General features: G+C 51.9%; 14 protein-coding genes, 2 pseudogenes and 1 riboswitch. Of the genes and pseudogenes, 2 read left to right on the forward strand and 14 right to left on the reverse strand.

The window, feature by feature from the left end:
- Positions 1-8: 8 nt before the first annotated feature.
- On the reverse strand, positions 9-1,166 hold the full coding sequence (locus tag MKY82_RS27390; RefSeq protein WP_194544362.1) for a response regulator: 1,158 nt from the start codon (positions 1,164-1,166) through the stop codon (positions 9-11).
- 186 nt (positions 1,167-1,352) lie between these two features.
- Between MKY82_RS27390 and MKY82_RS27395 the strand changes: the two genes are divergently transcribed.
- Positions 1,353-1,697: a hypothetical protein gene (locus MKY82_RS27395; protein WP_194544363.1), complete on the forward strand. Its 345-nt coding sequence runs from the start codon at positions 1,353-1,355 to the stop codon at positions 1,695-1,697.
- A 59-nt stretch (positions 1,698-1,756) separates the two neighbouring features.
- Here the strand turns inward: MKY82_RS27395 and MKY82_RS27400 are convergent, their stop codons facing one another.
- From MKY82_RS27400 to MKY82_RS27410, 3 genes are all read right to left on the reverse strand, one after another.
- The gene (locus tag MKY82_RS27400) at positions 1,757-2,233 is read right to left on the reverse strand and encodes a GNAT family N-acetyltransferase (RefSeq protein ID WP_339294784.1); all 477 of its coding nucleotides are present in this window, start codon (positions 2,231-2,233) and stop codon (positions 1,757-1,759) included.
- 126 nt (positions 2,234-2,359) lie between these two features.
- Positions 2,360-2,860, reverse strand: a complete 501-nt coding sequence (locus MKY82_RS27405; RefSeq protein ID WP_071222644.1) for a GNAT family N-acetyltransferase — start codon at positions 2,858-2,860, stop codon at positions 2,360-2,362.
- Between the two features lie 93 nt (positions 2,861-2,953).
- On the reverse strand, positions 2,954-3,493 hold the full coding sequence (locus MKY82_RS27410; protein WP_339219555.1) for a DUF2569 domain-containing protein: 540 nt from the start codon (positions 3,491-3,493) through the stop codon (positions 2,954-2,956).
- Positions 3,494-3,657: 164 nt separating this feature from the next.
- Between MKY82_RS27410 and MKY82_RS27415 the strand changes: the two are divergent.
- Positions 3,658-4,341, forward strand: a pseudogene (locus MKY82_RS27415) (Xaa-Pro peptidase family protein); the annotation flags it as partial.
- 1 nt (position 4,342) lies between these two features.
- Here the strand turns inward: MKY82_RS27415 and MKY82_RS27420 are convergent.
- The 10 genes and pseudogenes from MKY82_RS27420 to MKY82_RS27465 form a co-directional block, all read right to left on the reverse strand.
- A pseudogene (locus MKY82_RS27420) lies at positions 4,343-5,404 on the reverse strand (cation:dicarboxylase symporter family transporter); the annotation flags it as partial.
- A gap of 212 nt (positions 5,405-5,616) precedes the next feature.
- Positions 5,617-6,438, reverse strand: a complete 822-nt coding sequence (cobS, locus tag MKY82_RS27425; protein ID WP_194544367.1) for an adenosylcobinamide-GDP ribazoletransferase — start codon at positions 6,436-6,438, stop codon at positions 5,617-5,619.
- Complete coding sequence (gene cobU, locus MKY82_RS27430) at positions 6,435-7,013, reverse strand: bifunctional adenosylcobinamide kinase/adenosylcobinamide-phosphate guanylyltransferase (RefSeq protein ID WP_339294785.1); 579 nt, start codon at positions 7,011-7,013, stop codon at positions 6,435-6,437. Before cobU ends, cobS begins: the two co-directional genes overlap by 4 nt.
- Entirely contained in the window at positions 7,010-8,080 is a 1,071-nt protein-coding gene (gene cobT / locus MKY82_RS27435) for a nicotinate-nucleotide--dimethylbenzimidazole phosphoribosyltransferase (protein WP_233355070.1), read from the reverse strand. The genes cobU and cobT overlap by 4 nt, the downstream gene beginning before the upstream one ends.
- Before the next feature lie 67 nt (positions 8,081-8,147).
- Entirely contained in the window at positions 8,148-8,933 is a 786-nt protein-coding gene (locus MKY82_RS27440; protein ID WP_339294786.1) for an ABC transporter ATP-binding protein, read from the reverse strand.
- Positions 8,930-9,976 (reverse strand): iron ABC transporter permease, encoded by a 1,047-nt coding sequence (locus MKY82_RS27445; RefSeq protein ID WP_071222637.1) that lies wholly within the window; start codon positions 9,974-9,976, stop codon positions 8,930-8,932. Before MKY82_RS27445 ends, MKY82_RS27440 begins: the two co-directional genes overlap by 4 nt.
- Positions 9,973-10,977 (reverse strand): ABC transporter substrate-binding protein, encoded by a 1,005-nt coding sequence (locus MKY82_RS27450; protein WP_194544371.1) that lies wholly within the window; start codon positions 10,975-10,977, stop codon positions 9,973-9,975. Before MKY82_RS27450 ends, MKY82_RS27445 begins: the two co-directional genes overlap by 4 nt.
- Before the next feature lie 255 nt (positions 10,978-11,232).
- A riboswitch (cobalamin riboswitch) is annotated at positions 11,233-11,437 on the reverse strand.
- A gap of 152 nt (positions 11,438-11,589) precedes the next feature.
- Complete coding sequence (locus tag MKY82_RS27455) at positions 11,590-12,348, reverse strand: histidine phosphatase family protein (protein WP_339294787.1); 759 nt, start codon at positions 12,346-12,348, stop codon at positions 11,590-11,592.
- Positions 12,339-13,316, reverse strand: a complete 978-nt coding sequence (gene cbiB / locus MKY82_RS27460) for an adenosylcobinamide-phosphate synthase CbiB (RefSeq protein ID WP_339294788.1) — start codon at positions 13,314-13,316, stop codon at positions 12,339-12,341. The genes MKY82_RS27455 and cbiB overlap by 10 nt, the downstream gene beginning before the upstream one ends.
- Positions 13,313-14,047 carry an adenosylcobinamide amidohydrolase gene (locus MKY82_RS27465; RefSeq protein WP_339294789.1) on the reverse strand — a complete coding sequence of 245 codons (735 nt, stop codon included), beginning with the start codon at positions 14,045-14,047 and terminating at the stop codon, positions 13,313-13,315. The genes cbiB and MKY82_RS27465 overlap by 4 nt, the downstream gene beginning before the upstream one ends.
- Positions 14,048-14,116: the final 69 nt, after the last annotated feature.

The raw sequence follows: 14,116 nt of genomic DNA on the forward strand, positions 1-14,116 counted from the left end.
TACCTCATCTATTTCATATTGGCGGCTTGGATTCCATTGCTCCATTCGTCGTACCATTTCACAATGTAAGGACTTGGCTCCTCGCCCATCTCATCCTCTAACACCTGACACAGAAGACTGAATTGACGGTGCACCTGGGCCGGATTATCCTGCAAAGCATATATTTTCATCAATGAAATGTAGGCCTTCTCCTCCAAGGGATGCTGCCTCTGGATCGAGAAGTAGCATAATATGGCTTCATCGATGCGTTCCTGATCCACATACCATTCCGCCATGGATAAAGAAACGCTAAGCCACAGCTCCTTCAGCCTTTGACGCTCTCCTTCTGCCCACCAGTAGTCATATTCCTGCAGGTAGTCCCCCGTGTACAACTTCATCATTTCAATATGTCGCTCAATCGATTCAGCCGATACGGAGGTGTTTGACATGAACCAATTCTCCCACTCCTCAATGTCCAGCTGCACGCCTTCCATATTCAGCACATAGCCTTCCGTCGTGTTGGTGATTTGGAATCGGGTATCATAAGGCTCCAATGTTTTTCGGATATGATAAATGGCCGTGTACAGCTGGGGATAGGCTTTATCCATATCAAACTCCGGCCATAACATATCGATCAATGCCGACTTTCGTACAAGCTGTCCTCTATGCTGAAGCAAATAAATGAAGATCTCCTGAGCCCGGGTTGTCCGCCAATGAAGCAGAGCGAATTGCCCCTGCTCATTCGGCTGCTCGATCATAACCTGGCGGAACATTGTCATCCGAATGCTGCGATTGGACTCCATGACCTCTTCCGGCCTGGACGCAATGCGGCTTCGCAAACGCTCCATCGTTTTGGCGACTCGATCAATCTGGACAGGTTTAACAATATAGTCAACGGCATTCAATTCAAAGGCAGTGACTGCATATTCGTGATACCCCGTCACAAATACAATACAGAGATGAGGCTTCTGCTCAAGCAGCTGCTCTGCCAGCTCAATGCCATTTAATTCCGGCAAGCTGATATCCAAAAACACGATATCGACGTCCCTTGCAAGAATTTCTTTTCGTCCTTCAAAGGGATTCGTATATGTACCGATTACATCTATAGACATGGTATCCAGTTTTAACAGCTGACGTTCTAAATACTTCAAAGCCAACGGTTCATCATCTACGAGAATTACCTTCATTCATATTACTCCTTGGATTGGAAAAATACGGTCACATTTAACTATATTGATTCCTTCGCATTGTTGCAACAAGCGAAAGCAATGTTTATAACAATATACTCGTTATTTTTTCTCTTGAAAAACTCATAATTCCAAGTATAATACTTGGTATAAAGTGATTAGAAGTTTGCTAAGGGGGCTTTCAACTTGGATCAATGCGATAAAGAACCGACATCTCTGACCCTCGATGATTATCTGGATCTTCTCAGTTTGGCTATTCGCTTGGAAGATCGGAAGTGGCAAGCAGACATTGTTCGTACACTTCGGCACATGTTGGAACCGCAGGGCAAGAAGCAAGCGAAGTCGGAGGAATGCACGGAACAAGAACTGTGGCAATGCGTGAACCAAATCAATGACCGGATGTTTGCCCTTTACAATGAACTGAAAGCAACGGATGATAAAGATATGCAGCGGAAGCTGCTGGACCAGATGTGGGAACTTAAAATTGCCCGGGTTGAGGTTTTCCGCAAAATACGCTCGATATATCAATAGCAAACAAAGACGATAACTCCTTCTGGAGTATCGTCTTTGTTTGCTATTGTTCCCCTTCGTTATGATAAGTCCAAATAATAATAGGCAAATTCTTCATCCTGCACATACCCTGCCGATTCATACAAATGCCGAGCTGTCACGTTATGAAGCTGCGTGGACAGAGTCAGCCCTATGGCTCCGGTCTGAAGGGCGTGCGCTTGGGCTTGATGCAGCAGATTCCTTCCGATACCAAGCCCGCGATATTCGGAGTCCACGAATAGATCATTCAAGACCCACAACCTGGACATCGAGAGCGATGAGAAGGATGGATATAACTGCAGAAAGCCAGCCGTAACCAGGTTTTCTCCTCTATTGCAATCCGCTAAATACATAACGGAATCGCCCAGGGTCAGCCTCTCCCTGATATATTCCTCGGCCCCGTTCAAATCATCTTCCCGCCTGTAGAATTGCCGATACTGATTAAACAGAGCGGCTGCCTTGCCCAAATCCTTCTGTTCCGCTTGATATATATGAATCTCTGCTTTCAAATCACGCACATCCTTTACATCCGACGTTACCCCAAGTGTACTGGATGACGGTCAGGGTTTGGAATGCATAAAATCACGAACGGTTTGCACGCAACTTCATCTTCAAGTATCCAGGATGGTGTCATGATTTCCGGATTAAACTGCACGGCCTACAATGACCAAATCCCGCTTAATGCCGTCAAGCTCCGCAACCCCGGGGAGAAGCCCCCATTGATCAAAGCCAAACTTCATCAACAGCTTAAGGCTCGGTTCATTATGGCCGAATACAAATCCGACCAGATTACTGACGCGAAGGCGCGGGCACTCCTCAATGGCCTTCTGAATTAATATGCTTCCGGCACCGATGCCGCGATATTTCTCGTTTACGTATATGCTGATCTCAGCTGTGCCGTTATAGGCCGGACGGCCATAAAAGGATTGAAAGCTCATCCATGCAACCATTCCGTCATCGGACCGCATGACCCACAGCGGACGAAAATCGTTGCTGTGCTCTTCGAACCAGCGTATACGACTCTCCACCGTGACCGGCTCCAGATCGGCGGTTACTTTTCTGCCTGAGATCGTCGAATTGTAAATGTCAACAATGGCCGGCAAATCCTCTTTGACGGCATAATCGATACGGTATTGTTGCGTCACGATGTCCTACCTCCGAATAGATGCGTAATCTTTTTGTACGAGATCTATTGTACAAGAGGCAGCGGAAAAACGCTTCTGTTTTTTCAAGCGGCATTAATTCACGAAGGTGTTTCGCACACGCTTGGAGCGAATGAAATACGGGATCCAGATACAGGCGTACAGAATGGACCGGGTAACTTCACGCATGAATGTCCCATCATTCCCCTGAGCCAGGATTTCGATTTGGCTGACTGCGACATAGTCCACTATGCTGGTCAGCAGACTAAATAAAATATAACCGATCATCAATTTGGGAAACGCCTTTTTTTTGCGATAGAGCAAAAATAAAGCAAAGACTAATGCAATAATAAACAACACATTAACTACGGTCTCAAAAAGGATTAGCTGGACAAGCGATTGATTGTAAGCAGCCGATCCTTTATCGGTAATCATACTCCATATCTCCGGCTCGAACACCGGGAAAATATGATTAAACAGCAGGTATGTGATCGTGATCAATGAAAAATACATAGAAATCTGGACTAATACAAGCCATCCGCCAAGCCCTTCCACTTTAAGTTTTATAAGATATTTGGGTGTCTGGCCCTGCGGTGATGAACCAGGATTGTTCTCCTGAACTTGATTCGGATCCATTCGAGTGTAATTCCTCCCGTATAACATGTAATTTATTAACTTCAAAACATTATATAGGAAGATCAAGCTCATAATAAAGGAAAACTTTACTTACGTGTTTGAACGCGATAACCTAACATTAATAGCGTAAAAGCCGTCTTCTGATGATGAAAGGAATGAACAGAATGAATGAACGATTGCAAAGTTTGCTACAATCCATGAATACACAGGGCTGGGATCATGTCCTTGTGACAGACCCCAAGCATGTTTACTATTTGACCGGATTTGCGAGTGATCCTCATGAGCGTTTCCTGGGCCTGCTCCTCTCCTCTGCGAATGATCCGGTGCTGATTGTCCCCGCATTGGATGCCGACGCGGCAGCGGCCGCTTCAACGGTTAAGCATATTGTCACGCACCAGGATACCGATAATCCGTATCTCTTGCTCAAGCAGCAGTTTCAAGGTGCCGTCGGTACGCTGGCGCTAGAGAAGGATCAGCTTACGGTCTCCCGTTATGAGCAGCTGCAGCAGCATGTGAACGCGAACCGGATCGAAGATGTTGGCGCCGTGCTCCGGGAGCTCCGAATCCGAAAATCGGCCGATGAAGTGAAGATCATCAAACATGCAGTAAGACTGGTTGAGGATGTTCTGACACAAGGCCTGGCCCAGATCAAAATCGGCGTCAGTGAGATTGAGGTTGTGGCAGAACTGGAATACCTAATGAAAAAAATGGGTGCCGATGCTCCGTCCTTCGCCACAATGGTATTATCCGGCCCCAATACCGCCTTGCCTCACGGTGTTCCCGGTACGCGCCGGATTGAAGCAGGCGATCTGCTCATGTTCGATATGGGAGTTTATGCGGGTGGTTATGGAGCATGGCAGGATAAATGCCCGCGCAGCCGTTCTGCCCAATCGTGGCGCCAAACGATGCCGAGAGATTTGCGATGCCTTCCGAGACACCCAGCTTTTTGTTCTGGGTCTGCACGTTAAGCGGAATCGTAGCCGCGCTGGAACGCGACGTAAAGGCGAAGGTCAGCGTCGGGAATACCTTTTTCACATATTTAAGCGGGTTGAACCCGAATATCGCCAGCAGTACCAGATGGATAATGAACATGGCGATCAAAGCCACGTACGAAGCAAGGACGAAATCGATCAAATTCATGATGACCGCAAGGTCGGTCGTGGCAATCGTTTTGGCCATAAGCGCCAGAATCCCGTAAGGGGTCAGACGAAGCACCAGCGTCACGATGCGCATGACCACGCCATACACCGCAGAGATCATATTGCGGAACGTTTCCGCCTGCTCCTTGTTTTTTCGGTCTAACCCGAGAACCGCGATCCCGATGAATGCCGAGAAAATAACGACCGCAATCGTCGAAGTTCTTCGCGCCCCCGTCATGTCGGCAAACGGATTGCTCGGAATGAAATCCAGGATCTGCTGCGGGAGCGTACGGCCCTCAACATCCCCGAGCCGTTCTTGCAGCAGTGCACCCTGCTGCTCTTCCGCTGCACCGCCTTGGATATTGACGGCGGACAAATCGAACGCCAGCGCGGTTGTAATCCCGACTGCAGCGGCTACGGCTGTCGTCAGAAGCAGCACCGTAATGATAAGTCCGCTCATTTTGCCCAGATTCTTTCCGCCCTTCAGCTTCATGATAGCCGATATGATCGACACCATGATCAGCGGAATGACCATCATTTGCAGCAGCCTTACGTAGCCGTATCCTATCAAATTAAACCAATCGGTGGATTTCACCACCACATCGGAGGTCGAAGTGTAGATGAGCTGCAGTGCCACTCCGAACAACACACCCAGTCCGAGTCCGGCAAACACGCGTTTGGTAAACGAGATATGCTTTCTCTGCATCCAGTACAAAATACCGACCAGCAGAATCAGAACAAGGACATTGATGATAACCCAAAGCGTTTCCATCCTAATGATTCCTCCCATTCTTTAAATAAGGATATATGTGCTCCATCCTCATGTCATAAGTGCGCTAGTATGTATTCATATCCATTACAGCCCACTCTAAACATATCATTACCCGATTGAGAAAATTCCTGTCAAAATCGTTAGTTTCCCATCGATGCGGATTATGTCGACTATGTTGATCGGATTACCACTGATATCACCCTACTATCATATCATGTAAACTTCAAAAGGAGAACCACAAATATTAACAAAACCGTTTCAATCAGTTCATTGAGAGCTCCATATGTATCCCCCGTCAGTCCTCCAAGTCTTCGGCTCATCCGTTCAGCCGTTAAACTTCCAGCTGCCCAGGCTATGAATGGGATAATAAGGATTCCTCCGACTGCAATCGTCCAAAGATTAGTCTCGCCTGCCGTGAACCATAGGAAACCTACAGTAACTAGCGTTAAGAGAGCAGCCATTACGCCCGCCAGCGATCTCCTTCCGGCCGTCAATCCGTGAAATAGAGCGGCTAGCCCCTCACTTCCCCGTGCCATCGGCCAGCGATACATCGCATGGACCATAAACCAGCGGCTCCAAACCGGAGCGAGCACCAGCAGCCATGCCTCTTGTTTCCATGCCCCGGCTGACAAATCCCATACAGACATGATCAAGGAAGCCTTCAGAAGGAGCAGCAGCATACACGCCATGACGCCCATCGCACCCACACGGCTATCCTTCATGATTTCAAGCATCCGTTCGCGCGACCGATGGCTGAGCAGCGCATCCGCGCTGTCCATCCAGCCATCGAGATGAAGCCCTCCAGTCAGCGCCACCCATACAACCAGCAGGATGACGGCAGCAGGAAGGGAGGGCAGCACATAGCTTAAGCCCAGTCCCAATCCGCCAACGATAAAGCCTATGACCGCCCCTACCAAAGGATAAAAAACGACGCTCCGTTGCTGTACTTCCGGCGTAAAAGGAATTTCTCTCCGCACCGGCAGCCTCGATAGAAATTGAAAAGCGGCCGCAGCCGCTTCGATCATCTTGCTCATATGAGATACTCCTTGCTCTTGATTTCCATCGGAATTCCCGCCGTCACCAAAAATACTTCATCGCATACCTGAGCCAGCCTCTGATTCATGATCCCTGCCCAGTCGCGATATATTCGGCCTAGCGGATATTCCGGAACAATACCCGACCCCACTTCATTGGTTACCAAAATGACCATGCCCGGGTAACTCTGTACCGCTCTTGCCAGTCTGCCGATTTGAAGTCCTAACCGTTCTTCCATTGCAGCACTTCCTTCAGGCTCAGCTTGCAGCAGCACATTCGTAAGCCACAGCGTCAGGCAGTCCACTACCACCGCAGGGGCATCCGAGGCGGACTGGCCGAGCGTTTCCAGCAATTCGGGCAGTGCGACAGGCTCCTCCACCGTCTCCCAACCATAGGCTGAATCCTGCCTGCGGTCTTGATGAATCCGGATCCGTTTCCTCATCTCTTCGTCGTAGGCTTGCGCAGTCGCCACGTACGTTCCCGACTCCGATCGCTTCATGCACAGCTTCTCCGCGAATGAGCTCTTTCCGCTTCTGGCCCCGCCTGTTACCAACACGCTTCCACGATGGCTCATACGGCCCCTCCGCTGATTCCAGCGCTCTCAAACGTCGCCATCTCGTTCACGATCCTGCACGCCGCCTCGACCAGATGAAGGCACAGCACCCCGCCCGTCCCCTCGCCAAGACGCATGTCCATTTGCAGCATCGGCTGGAGTCCGAGCTCTTTCAGCAGAAGAACATGCGCCTGCTCATGCGAAACATGAGAGGCAATCATATAGGAGAGAGCGTCCGGGCAGATGCATTTGGCAACCAGCGCCGCCGCACTGGATATGAAACCATCGATGATAACAGGACAACCGTGAGCAGCTGCACCCAGGATCAGTCCAGCCAACCCGCCGATTTCATATCCTCCAACTTTGGCGAGCACGTCGAGGGGATCATCGGCATGTGGTCTATTAACTTGTATAGCCTGTTCCACCACTCGAATCTTATGCAGCAGCCGTTCATCCGTTACGCCGGTTCCCCTCCCCACGACTTCAGATGGCTGATAGCCGGACAGAACGGAGAAGATCGCCGCACTCGGTGTCGTGTTCCCAATGCCCATCTCTCCGGTCACGAACATTTGCGTTCCTCGCGATACCAATTCGGCAGCTACCTCTGCACCGACTACAATGGACTCCAGTGCCGCTTCCTTTGTCATCGCAGGCCCTTTGGCCATATTGGCGGTTCCTCTGCCAACGTTCCGCGACATCAGCTTCTCATGGTTCAGCTCGATCGCGACCCCGATGTCCACACAATGAACGTCTGCCTCCGCCTGACGGGCCAGCACATTCACAGCCGCCCCTCCATTCAGGAAGTTCATGACCATCTGGGGCGTTACCTCAGCCGGAAAGGCGCTGATTCCTTCTTCACAGACTCCATGATCGCCAGCCATGACAACGACGGATTTTTGGGTGAACGACGGTTTCATATTCCCTGTAATGCCCGCTAATTGGATCGCTAGCGACTCCAGCTTGCCCAGACTGCCCGGAGGCTTCGTCAGCGTATCCAAATAAGCGGCTGTTTCGTTCTGCACCTCGACACTCAGCGGTTTTATGTTAGCAATGTAACGATTTAAACGATTCACGATGGTATCCGTCAATGAAATGACCTCCTCATATCTTGTTCCTAAATCTTGCATCCCCGCCCGGAACATGCGGCTGCATCGGTCAGGACCACGTGCTATTTGCCGTTAACAGCACCTGCGGAGCGCCATTCTCGGGATGGGCCACAATCGAGGGCTCTACCCGGAAGATTCGGCGTATATACGCCGCTGTCAAAACCTCCTTCGGCTTGCCAATCCCCGCGATCTTTCCCTGATCAAGCACCAGCAGCTTATCGCAAAACTGAGCTGCCAGGTTCAGATCATGCAGTACGCTGATCACGGTAATTCCGGAGGAGCTCCGCCACTGCGCCACCATATCCATAAACTGAAGCTGATAGCGGATATCCAAGTAAGTCGTCGGTTCATCCAGCATCAGCAGCGAGGGTTCCTGGACCATCACCTTGCCAAGCGCGACACGCTGACGCTGGCCCCCGCTTAACTCGGTAAGCCGCCGTTCTTCCAGACCGTTCAGATCCAGCTTTCGGATAACGGCCTCAATGAGCGGCCCTGCATCCTTATCTTCACGACCAAGCCAGTTCAGGAAGGGGAATCTCCCCATCTCCAGCACTTCCCGGACCGTAAAATCAGTAGGGTCAAGCCCTTCCTGCTGAAGCACCGCCACGATCCGTGCCAGCGCCTTTCGGGTATAGCGTCCAAGCTCCTTGCCCCGAAGGGTCACGCTTCCTGTCGAGGGACTCTCCACACCGGATAACAGCTGCATAAGGGTGGATTTACCGCTTCCGTTCGGACCGATGATCCCCCACCATTCCCCTTCGGCAATGTGAAGGTCCACACCTTCAAGAATCGGCACCTTGCCATAGGCTTTGCCAAGTCCTTGAGCTGTAATCATGATAAACCCTCCCTGCGCCTTTTTTTGTTCCGGTATAGCAAATACGCAAAGAACGGAGCGCCTATGAATGCCGTAACTACACCCAGCGGTATTTCCGTTGGTGCCAGCACGGACCGTGCCGCCGTATCGCACCAGACCATGAACACCGCGCCGCCAAGAGCAGACAGTGGAACAATGACGCGGTAATCGGAGCCGGTGATCAGCCGGATCATATGCGGTACCACAAGTCCCACGAATCCAATCACGCCGGAGACCGACACGGCTGCTGCGGCGAGCAGGGTAGCAACGATGAGCACGCTGGTCTTCAGCCGATCCACATTCAAGCCCATATGGGCGGCCTGCCGTTCCCCCAGCGACAAAATATTAAGCGCTCGCGACCTGCTCCATAAGTATATAAAACCTGCGATAAAATACGGGAAAAGGATGGCCGTATACGACCATCCACGCATGCTCAGGCTCCCCATCGTCCAGTACAGGATCTGGTTTACCGTATCTTTGGACATGACCGTCAGGAAGGAAACGACGGCACCCAGAAACGACTGCATCACCACGCCGGACAGAATGAGCCCGTGGATCGGCAGCTTTCCTTGATCCCTCGCCAGCAGCAGAACGACCCATAAGGTCCCTGCTCCGGTCAGAAACGCTACAAGCGGGAGCGTGTAACCTCCGGCAAAGGAGTATTCCATCCCGAAAAAAATCAGGGATGCTGCGCCAAGCGCAGCACCCGAGGATACACCGAGCGTAAACGGATCCGCCAGCGGATTGCGCAATACCCCTTGAAAGGCGGCTCCGGCGACGGCCAGGGAGGCTCCTACGAGCATCCCAAGCAATATGCGCGGCAATCTCACCTTCATTAAGATTTGCTCGGATGAAGCTTCCCAGCCCGGAACGATGGAATCGCCGATTCCCGGCAGCCGGTGCAGCAGCATCGCCCCAATCTCTCTCACAGGCAGGTGCACGGAGCCGATTCCGAGACTGACAACCAAGGTTAACAGTAATAGGATGATGCCGGCCGCACCGAATCCTGCAAGTTTTTTACTCATGGATTCATCAGTTCCGGATAAACGGCCTTCGCCACTTCAATCAACCCTTGCGTTACACGGGGACCCGGACGGCTTAACAGATTCGCATCCACGGATATGACCTGATCGTTCTTGATGGCTTCGATCTGATCCCAGCCGCCGCGCTCCTTGATCAGCTGATCCAATGTTTTCTTGGTTGCTTCGTCAACGACATCGTCCGTGTACAGAATGACGTCGGGGTTTGCAGCGATAATATTCTCCTCGCTGATTTCGAACCAGCCTTCCGCTTCGCCGGCTGCGTTAACGCCGCCAGCTAAGGTGATGATCTCATCCATAAACTCGCCCTTGCCGACGGTCCATCCTGGAGAGAATTCCACATACACTTTTTTCTTGTCTTCATCCTTCACGGATTTCACGGCTTCTGTAACGGTAGTCAATTCCTGCTTCATCTGATCCACGACGGCTTTCGCTTCCGCTTGACGGTCCGTAATTTGTCCGATCAACTGGATGTTCTCCATTACGGCATCGATGGTTTTCGGATCATTGACGAACAGGGTCACGCCAAGCTCACGCAATTTCTCGGCATTCTCGGCATTCATCGAAGCGGCGAATACCACATCGGCATCGGCTGCAATAATAGCCTCTTCATTTACTTGGAACCCGCCCAATTTCGGCTTGGATTTGGCCGCTTCCGGATAATCGTCATTATCGGACACGCCCACAATTTCCTCATCCAGGCCCAAAGCGAACAGTTTTTCCGTCTCGGACGGTGTCAGGGATGCAATTTTGGCCGGAGCTTTCTCAAACGTCATTTCAACCCCGGTTGAATCCTTGACGGTCAGCGGATACGTCGTTTTAAGCTCTTCGCCCGAATCCGCAGGCGCTTCGTTATTCTGCTCTTCCTGCTGTGCCGGCGGCGTTGTATCCTTCGGCGCAGCTTCTTCGCCTCCACAGCCGATCAAGGCCAGAGCCATCAGTATGGCTACCAGAAGTACGGACCATGTTTTGTTCAATGCTTTCATCTCTTGAAATCCCCCTATACATAATTGAGAACCTGGCGCTGCGAGTTTACATTCCTTCGACCGATCCTTACCGGGAGAAAAAAACATCAATCGTCATACTCCAAAGATGCAAAAATCCCCGACTCCTCGTAAACAAGGAATCAGGGATTACGTTTTAACATAAGGACATCTGGATCACCGTTCACAGATAGCGCCTTAAACTTCCGCCCACACATGCTGCATGGGTCCGGCAACGTAATCCTCTCCTCGAAGGACCGTCATTCATTCGCCGAGGGCAGGTCTCCTGACTTGCAGGCTGTAACGACTTCTCCGCCTTCCCAAGCGCTTTTGGCTCAGTGGCATATGGAGAAGTCCCTGCTTCACAGTGGCGGGACCGTGCCGGACTTGCACCGGCTTCCCTATTAACCCGGCAGATGACAATAAATGCCCTCTGTCCGGGACCCTCGCAAATAATATGAATTTATGTATGTTAGGCCAAGCATGGTTTCTCTGCCCAAGATTATAGGCGATAAACCTCCCTCTTACAACCGAAAGTTTCGGTCATTTCAAATGCCTTATGATACGGATTTATCCCGTTATCGCCCATTCCGCACCGATATCATACGATTTCGTTTAATCGCTTAACCGTACGCCTTGCCAGCGTTCTCCGTCCCATGTCAATTGCAGCTTGAGCTCCTCGCCCGGCGACACCTGCGTCTCCCAGAATTCCGTATGCGGAAGGACTGCTGCAGCGATCTGCCGGATGACGCCTCCATGGGTCACCACAAGCACATCAAGCTCCACCCTCTGTGCTCCAAGGACATAACCAACTGGCATTGCCTCTGCCTCTGCCTCTGCCTCTGCCTCTGCCTCTGCCTCTGCCTGCACAAGGGTATCCGGATCTTCCTCTACATGCAACAGTTCCTTTAAATCCAAATGCAATCCGGTCAAGAATGCCTGAAGCCGGGAACGGAACGCCTCCCAGCTCTCCCCATTCGGCGGCGTAACTTCTGCGGGGTTATCAATCCAGCGCCGATAAGAGATGTCCGATTTCAAATCCTCGTAGGTTTTCCCTTCCCAATCTCCGAAATCGAGCTCGCGCAGCCGCGGATCATACATCACTCCCGGTATAATCCTGCCCAAAACTTCATCGTCAGGAATAGCAGCCATTTTGGAGTCCGATAGGATAACATTCAGCGTCTGTCTGCATCGAAGGAGATCACTGCAATAGATCCGGACAAACTGCCCGGTAAAAAACCTATCCCGAAGCGGGAGGAGCTGTTCCCTTTCCTCAACCAAAATTCCCTGATCCTCATGGCCGAGATAACGGCGCTCCTCGTTCCACAACGTGCGGCCGTGACGGACCAGATGCAGCGTGATCCTCATATCCATAAGCTTCCTCCAGCTGCGGCAACAAGTCCAAGCACCAGGGTACCCAGTAACGTAAACAATACCGATACGCCCAGCAGCAGACGGTTTGTCACCCGAATATGCTCCGCTTCAATCGGGCGTTCGGGATCCCCCATATAAGCCCGGAACGAGATCACGCCTTGATAGGAATTCTCGCCTCCCAGACGAACCCCCAGCGCACCGGCAACGGCCGATTCCGGGAAGCCGCTGTTCGGACTGGGGTGCTTTCGCGCATCTCTTCTGACCATTTTGATCGCTTTTTTCCATTGCAGCGACAACATGGCAGCCACCAAGGTCAACAGTCCTGCCGTCAGACGTGCCGGTATCCAATTGGCGATATCGTCCAGCCTTGCGGATGCCCAGCCGATATGCTGGTATTTGTCGTTTTTATATCCGACCATGGAGTCGAGCGTATTCACGGCCCGGTAGGCCATCGCCAGCGGCGCTCCCCCGATCAGGGCAAAAAACAACGGAGCGATGACCGCATCCACGATATTCTCCGCAACCGTCTCCACCGTTCCCCGCACGATCTCCGGCTCATCCAGATGACCAGTGTCTCTTCCGACAACCATGCTGAGCGAGCGTCTGGCCTCCGCGATATTCCCGGAGCGAAGATGGCCGTAGACCTCCAATCCGGCTTCACGCAGCCCTTTGATGGCAATCGTAGTCGCAATAAGCACGATCTCTACTCCCCACGCTAGCCAAGGATGAATCGCTCCGCACAGCTCCAGCAGCAGCCATGCCAGCACGAAGGATCCGCCGGCAACGATCACCGGCAGCAGAATGCCCGCTCGCTTCAGGCTCTGAGCGGTAGTCGCCCGTTGGCGTATCCAGCCTTCAACCCGGCGAATGGCTTTCCCCATGCCGATGACAGGATGGGGAAGCCATCTCGGATCTCCGATCAGCAGGTCCAGCACGACCGCTGCCCAAATGACCCATACGACGGTCATATCCGGTCCTCTCTTTCGGTAATAATGCTTTCCATAACACTCTCGTAGACAAGACGGCCGATCATGCCGCCCAGATCGGTTGCGGTTCCGGCATAATGGTGGTTCACGCCATACGCTGCATTGCCGCTGACCCCAAGGACCATTGCGTCCGTTGTCGTTCCGGTCGCAACGCCTCCGGTCTCATGATCCCTCACGCCCAGATCATGCAGCGCAGCGGCTTTCGCTTCCGTCGCCGTCAGCATCGCGTTCACCATGCAAGCCGGCGTCATCATCCCGTCCACCATCAACATGATATTAATCGTGCCCGGCTGATAAGCGGCAAAGGTCGTACGACTCGACCCGGCACGGGCTGCATTGCCCACGCCGGCGGTGGTGCAGCACAGGATGGAGGCTTGTTCACTCCGCTCTTCCCGAATAGAGGCATACTTCAGTTTTACCGCTGTCATCAATCCAGCTGTGGATTCAGCCGGATAACCGTGAACAGCCATAAAGTTAACCATATCGTTCACAGGGTCGCTGCAATTGTAATGCTTGTCCACATAACGGTTTACGATATGATCCAAATGCAGAAATCCGCCGCCGTATATGGCGCTGCTTATGGACGCAGCCGGCTCCGGAAGCGAGATCCGAATATGCGGATGCTGCCGCTCCGATTCCAAGTACACTGTGGCTCCCGGCCATGCATCCCAGCAATACAGACGCGTGTTGCCTTTCAGAAAAGGTACTGCCATGTTTTTTTCTCTCCCTGCTCCTTAAATATCTGAACCAACTGTACCTGTAGCATTCTTCCTATAGCTCTG

The sequence above is a fragment of the Paenibacillus sp. FSL W7-1279 genome (assembly GCF_037969845.1).
Taxonomy (GTDB): Bacteria; Bacillota; Bacilli; order Paenibacillales; family Paenibacillaceae; genus Paenibacillus_AQ.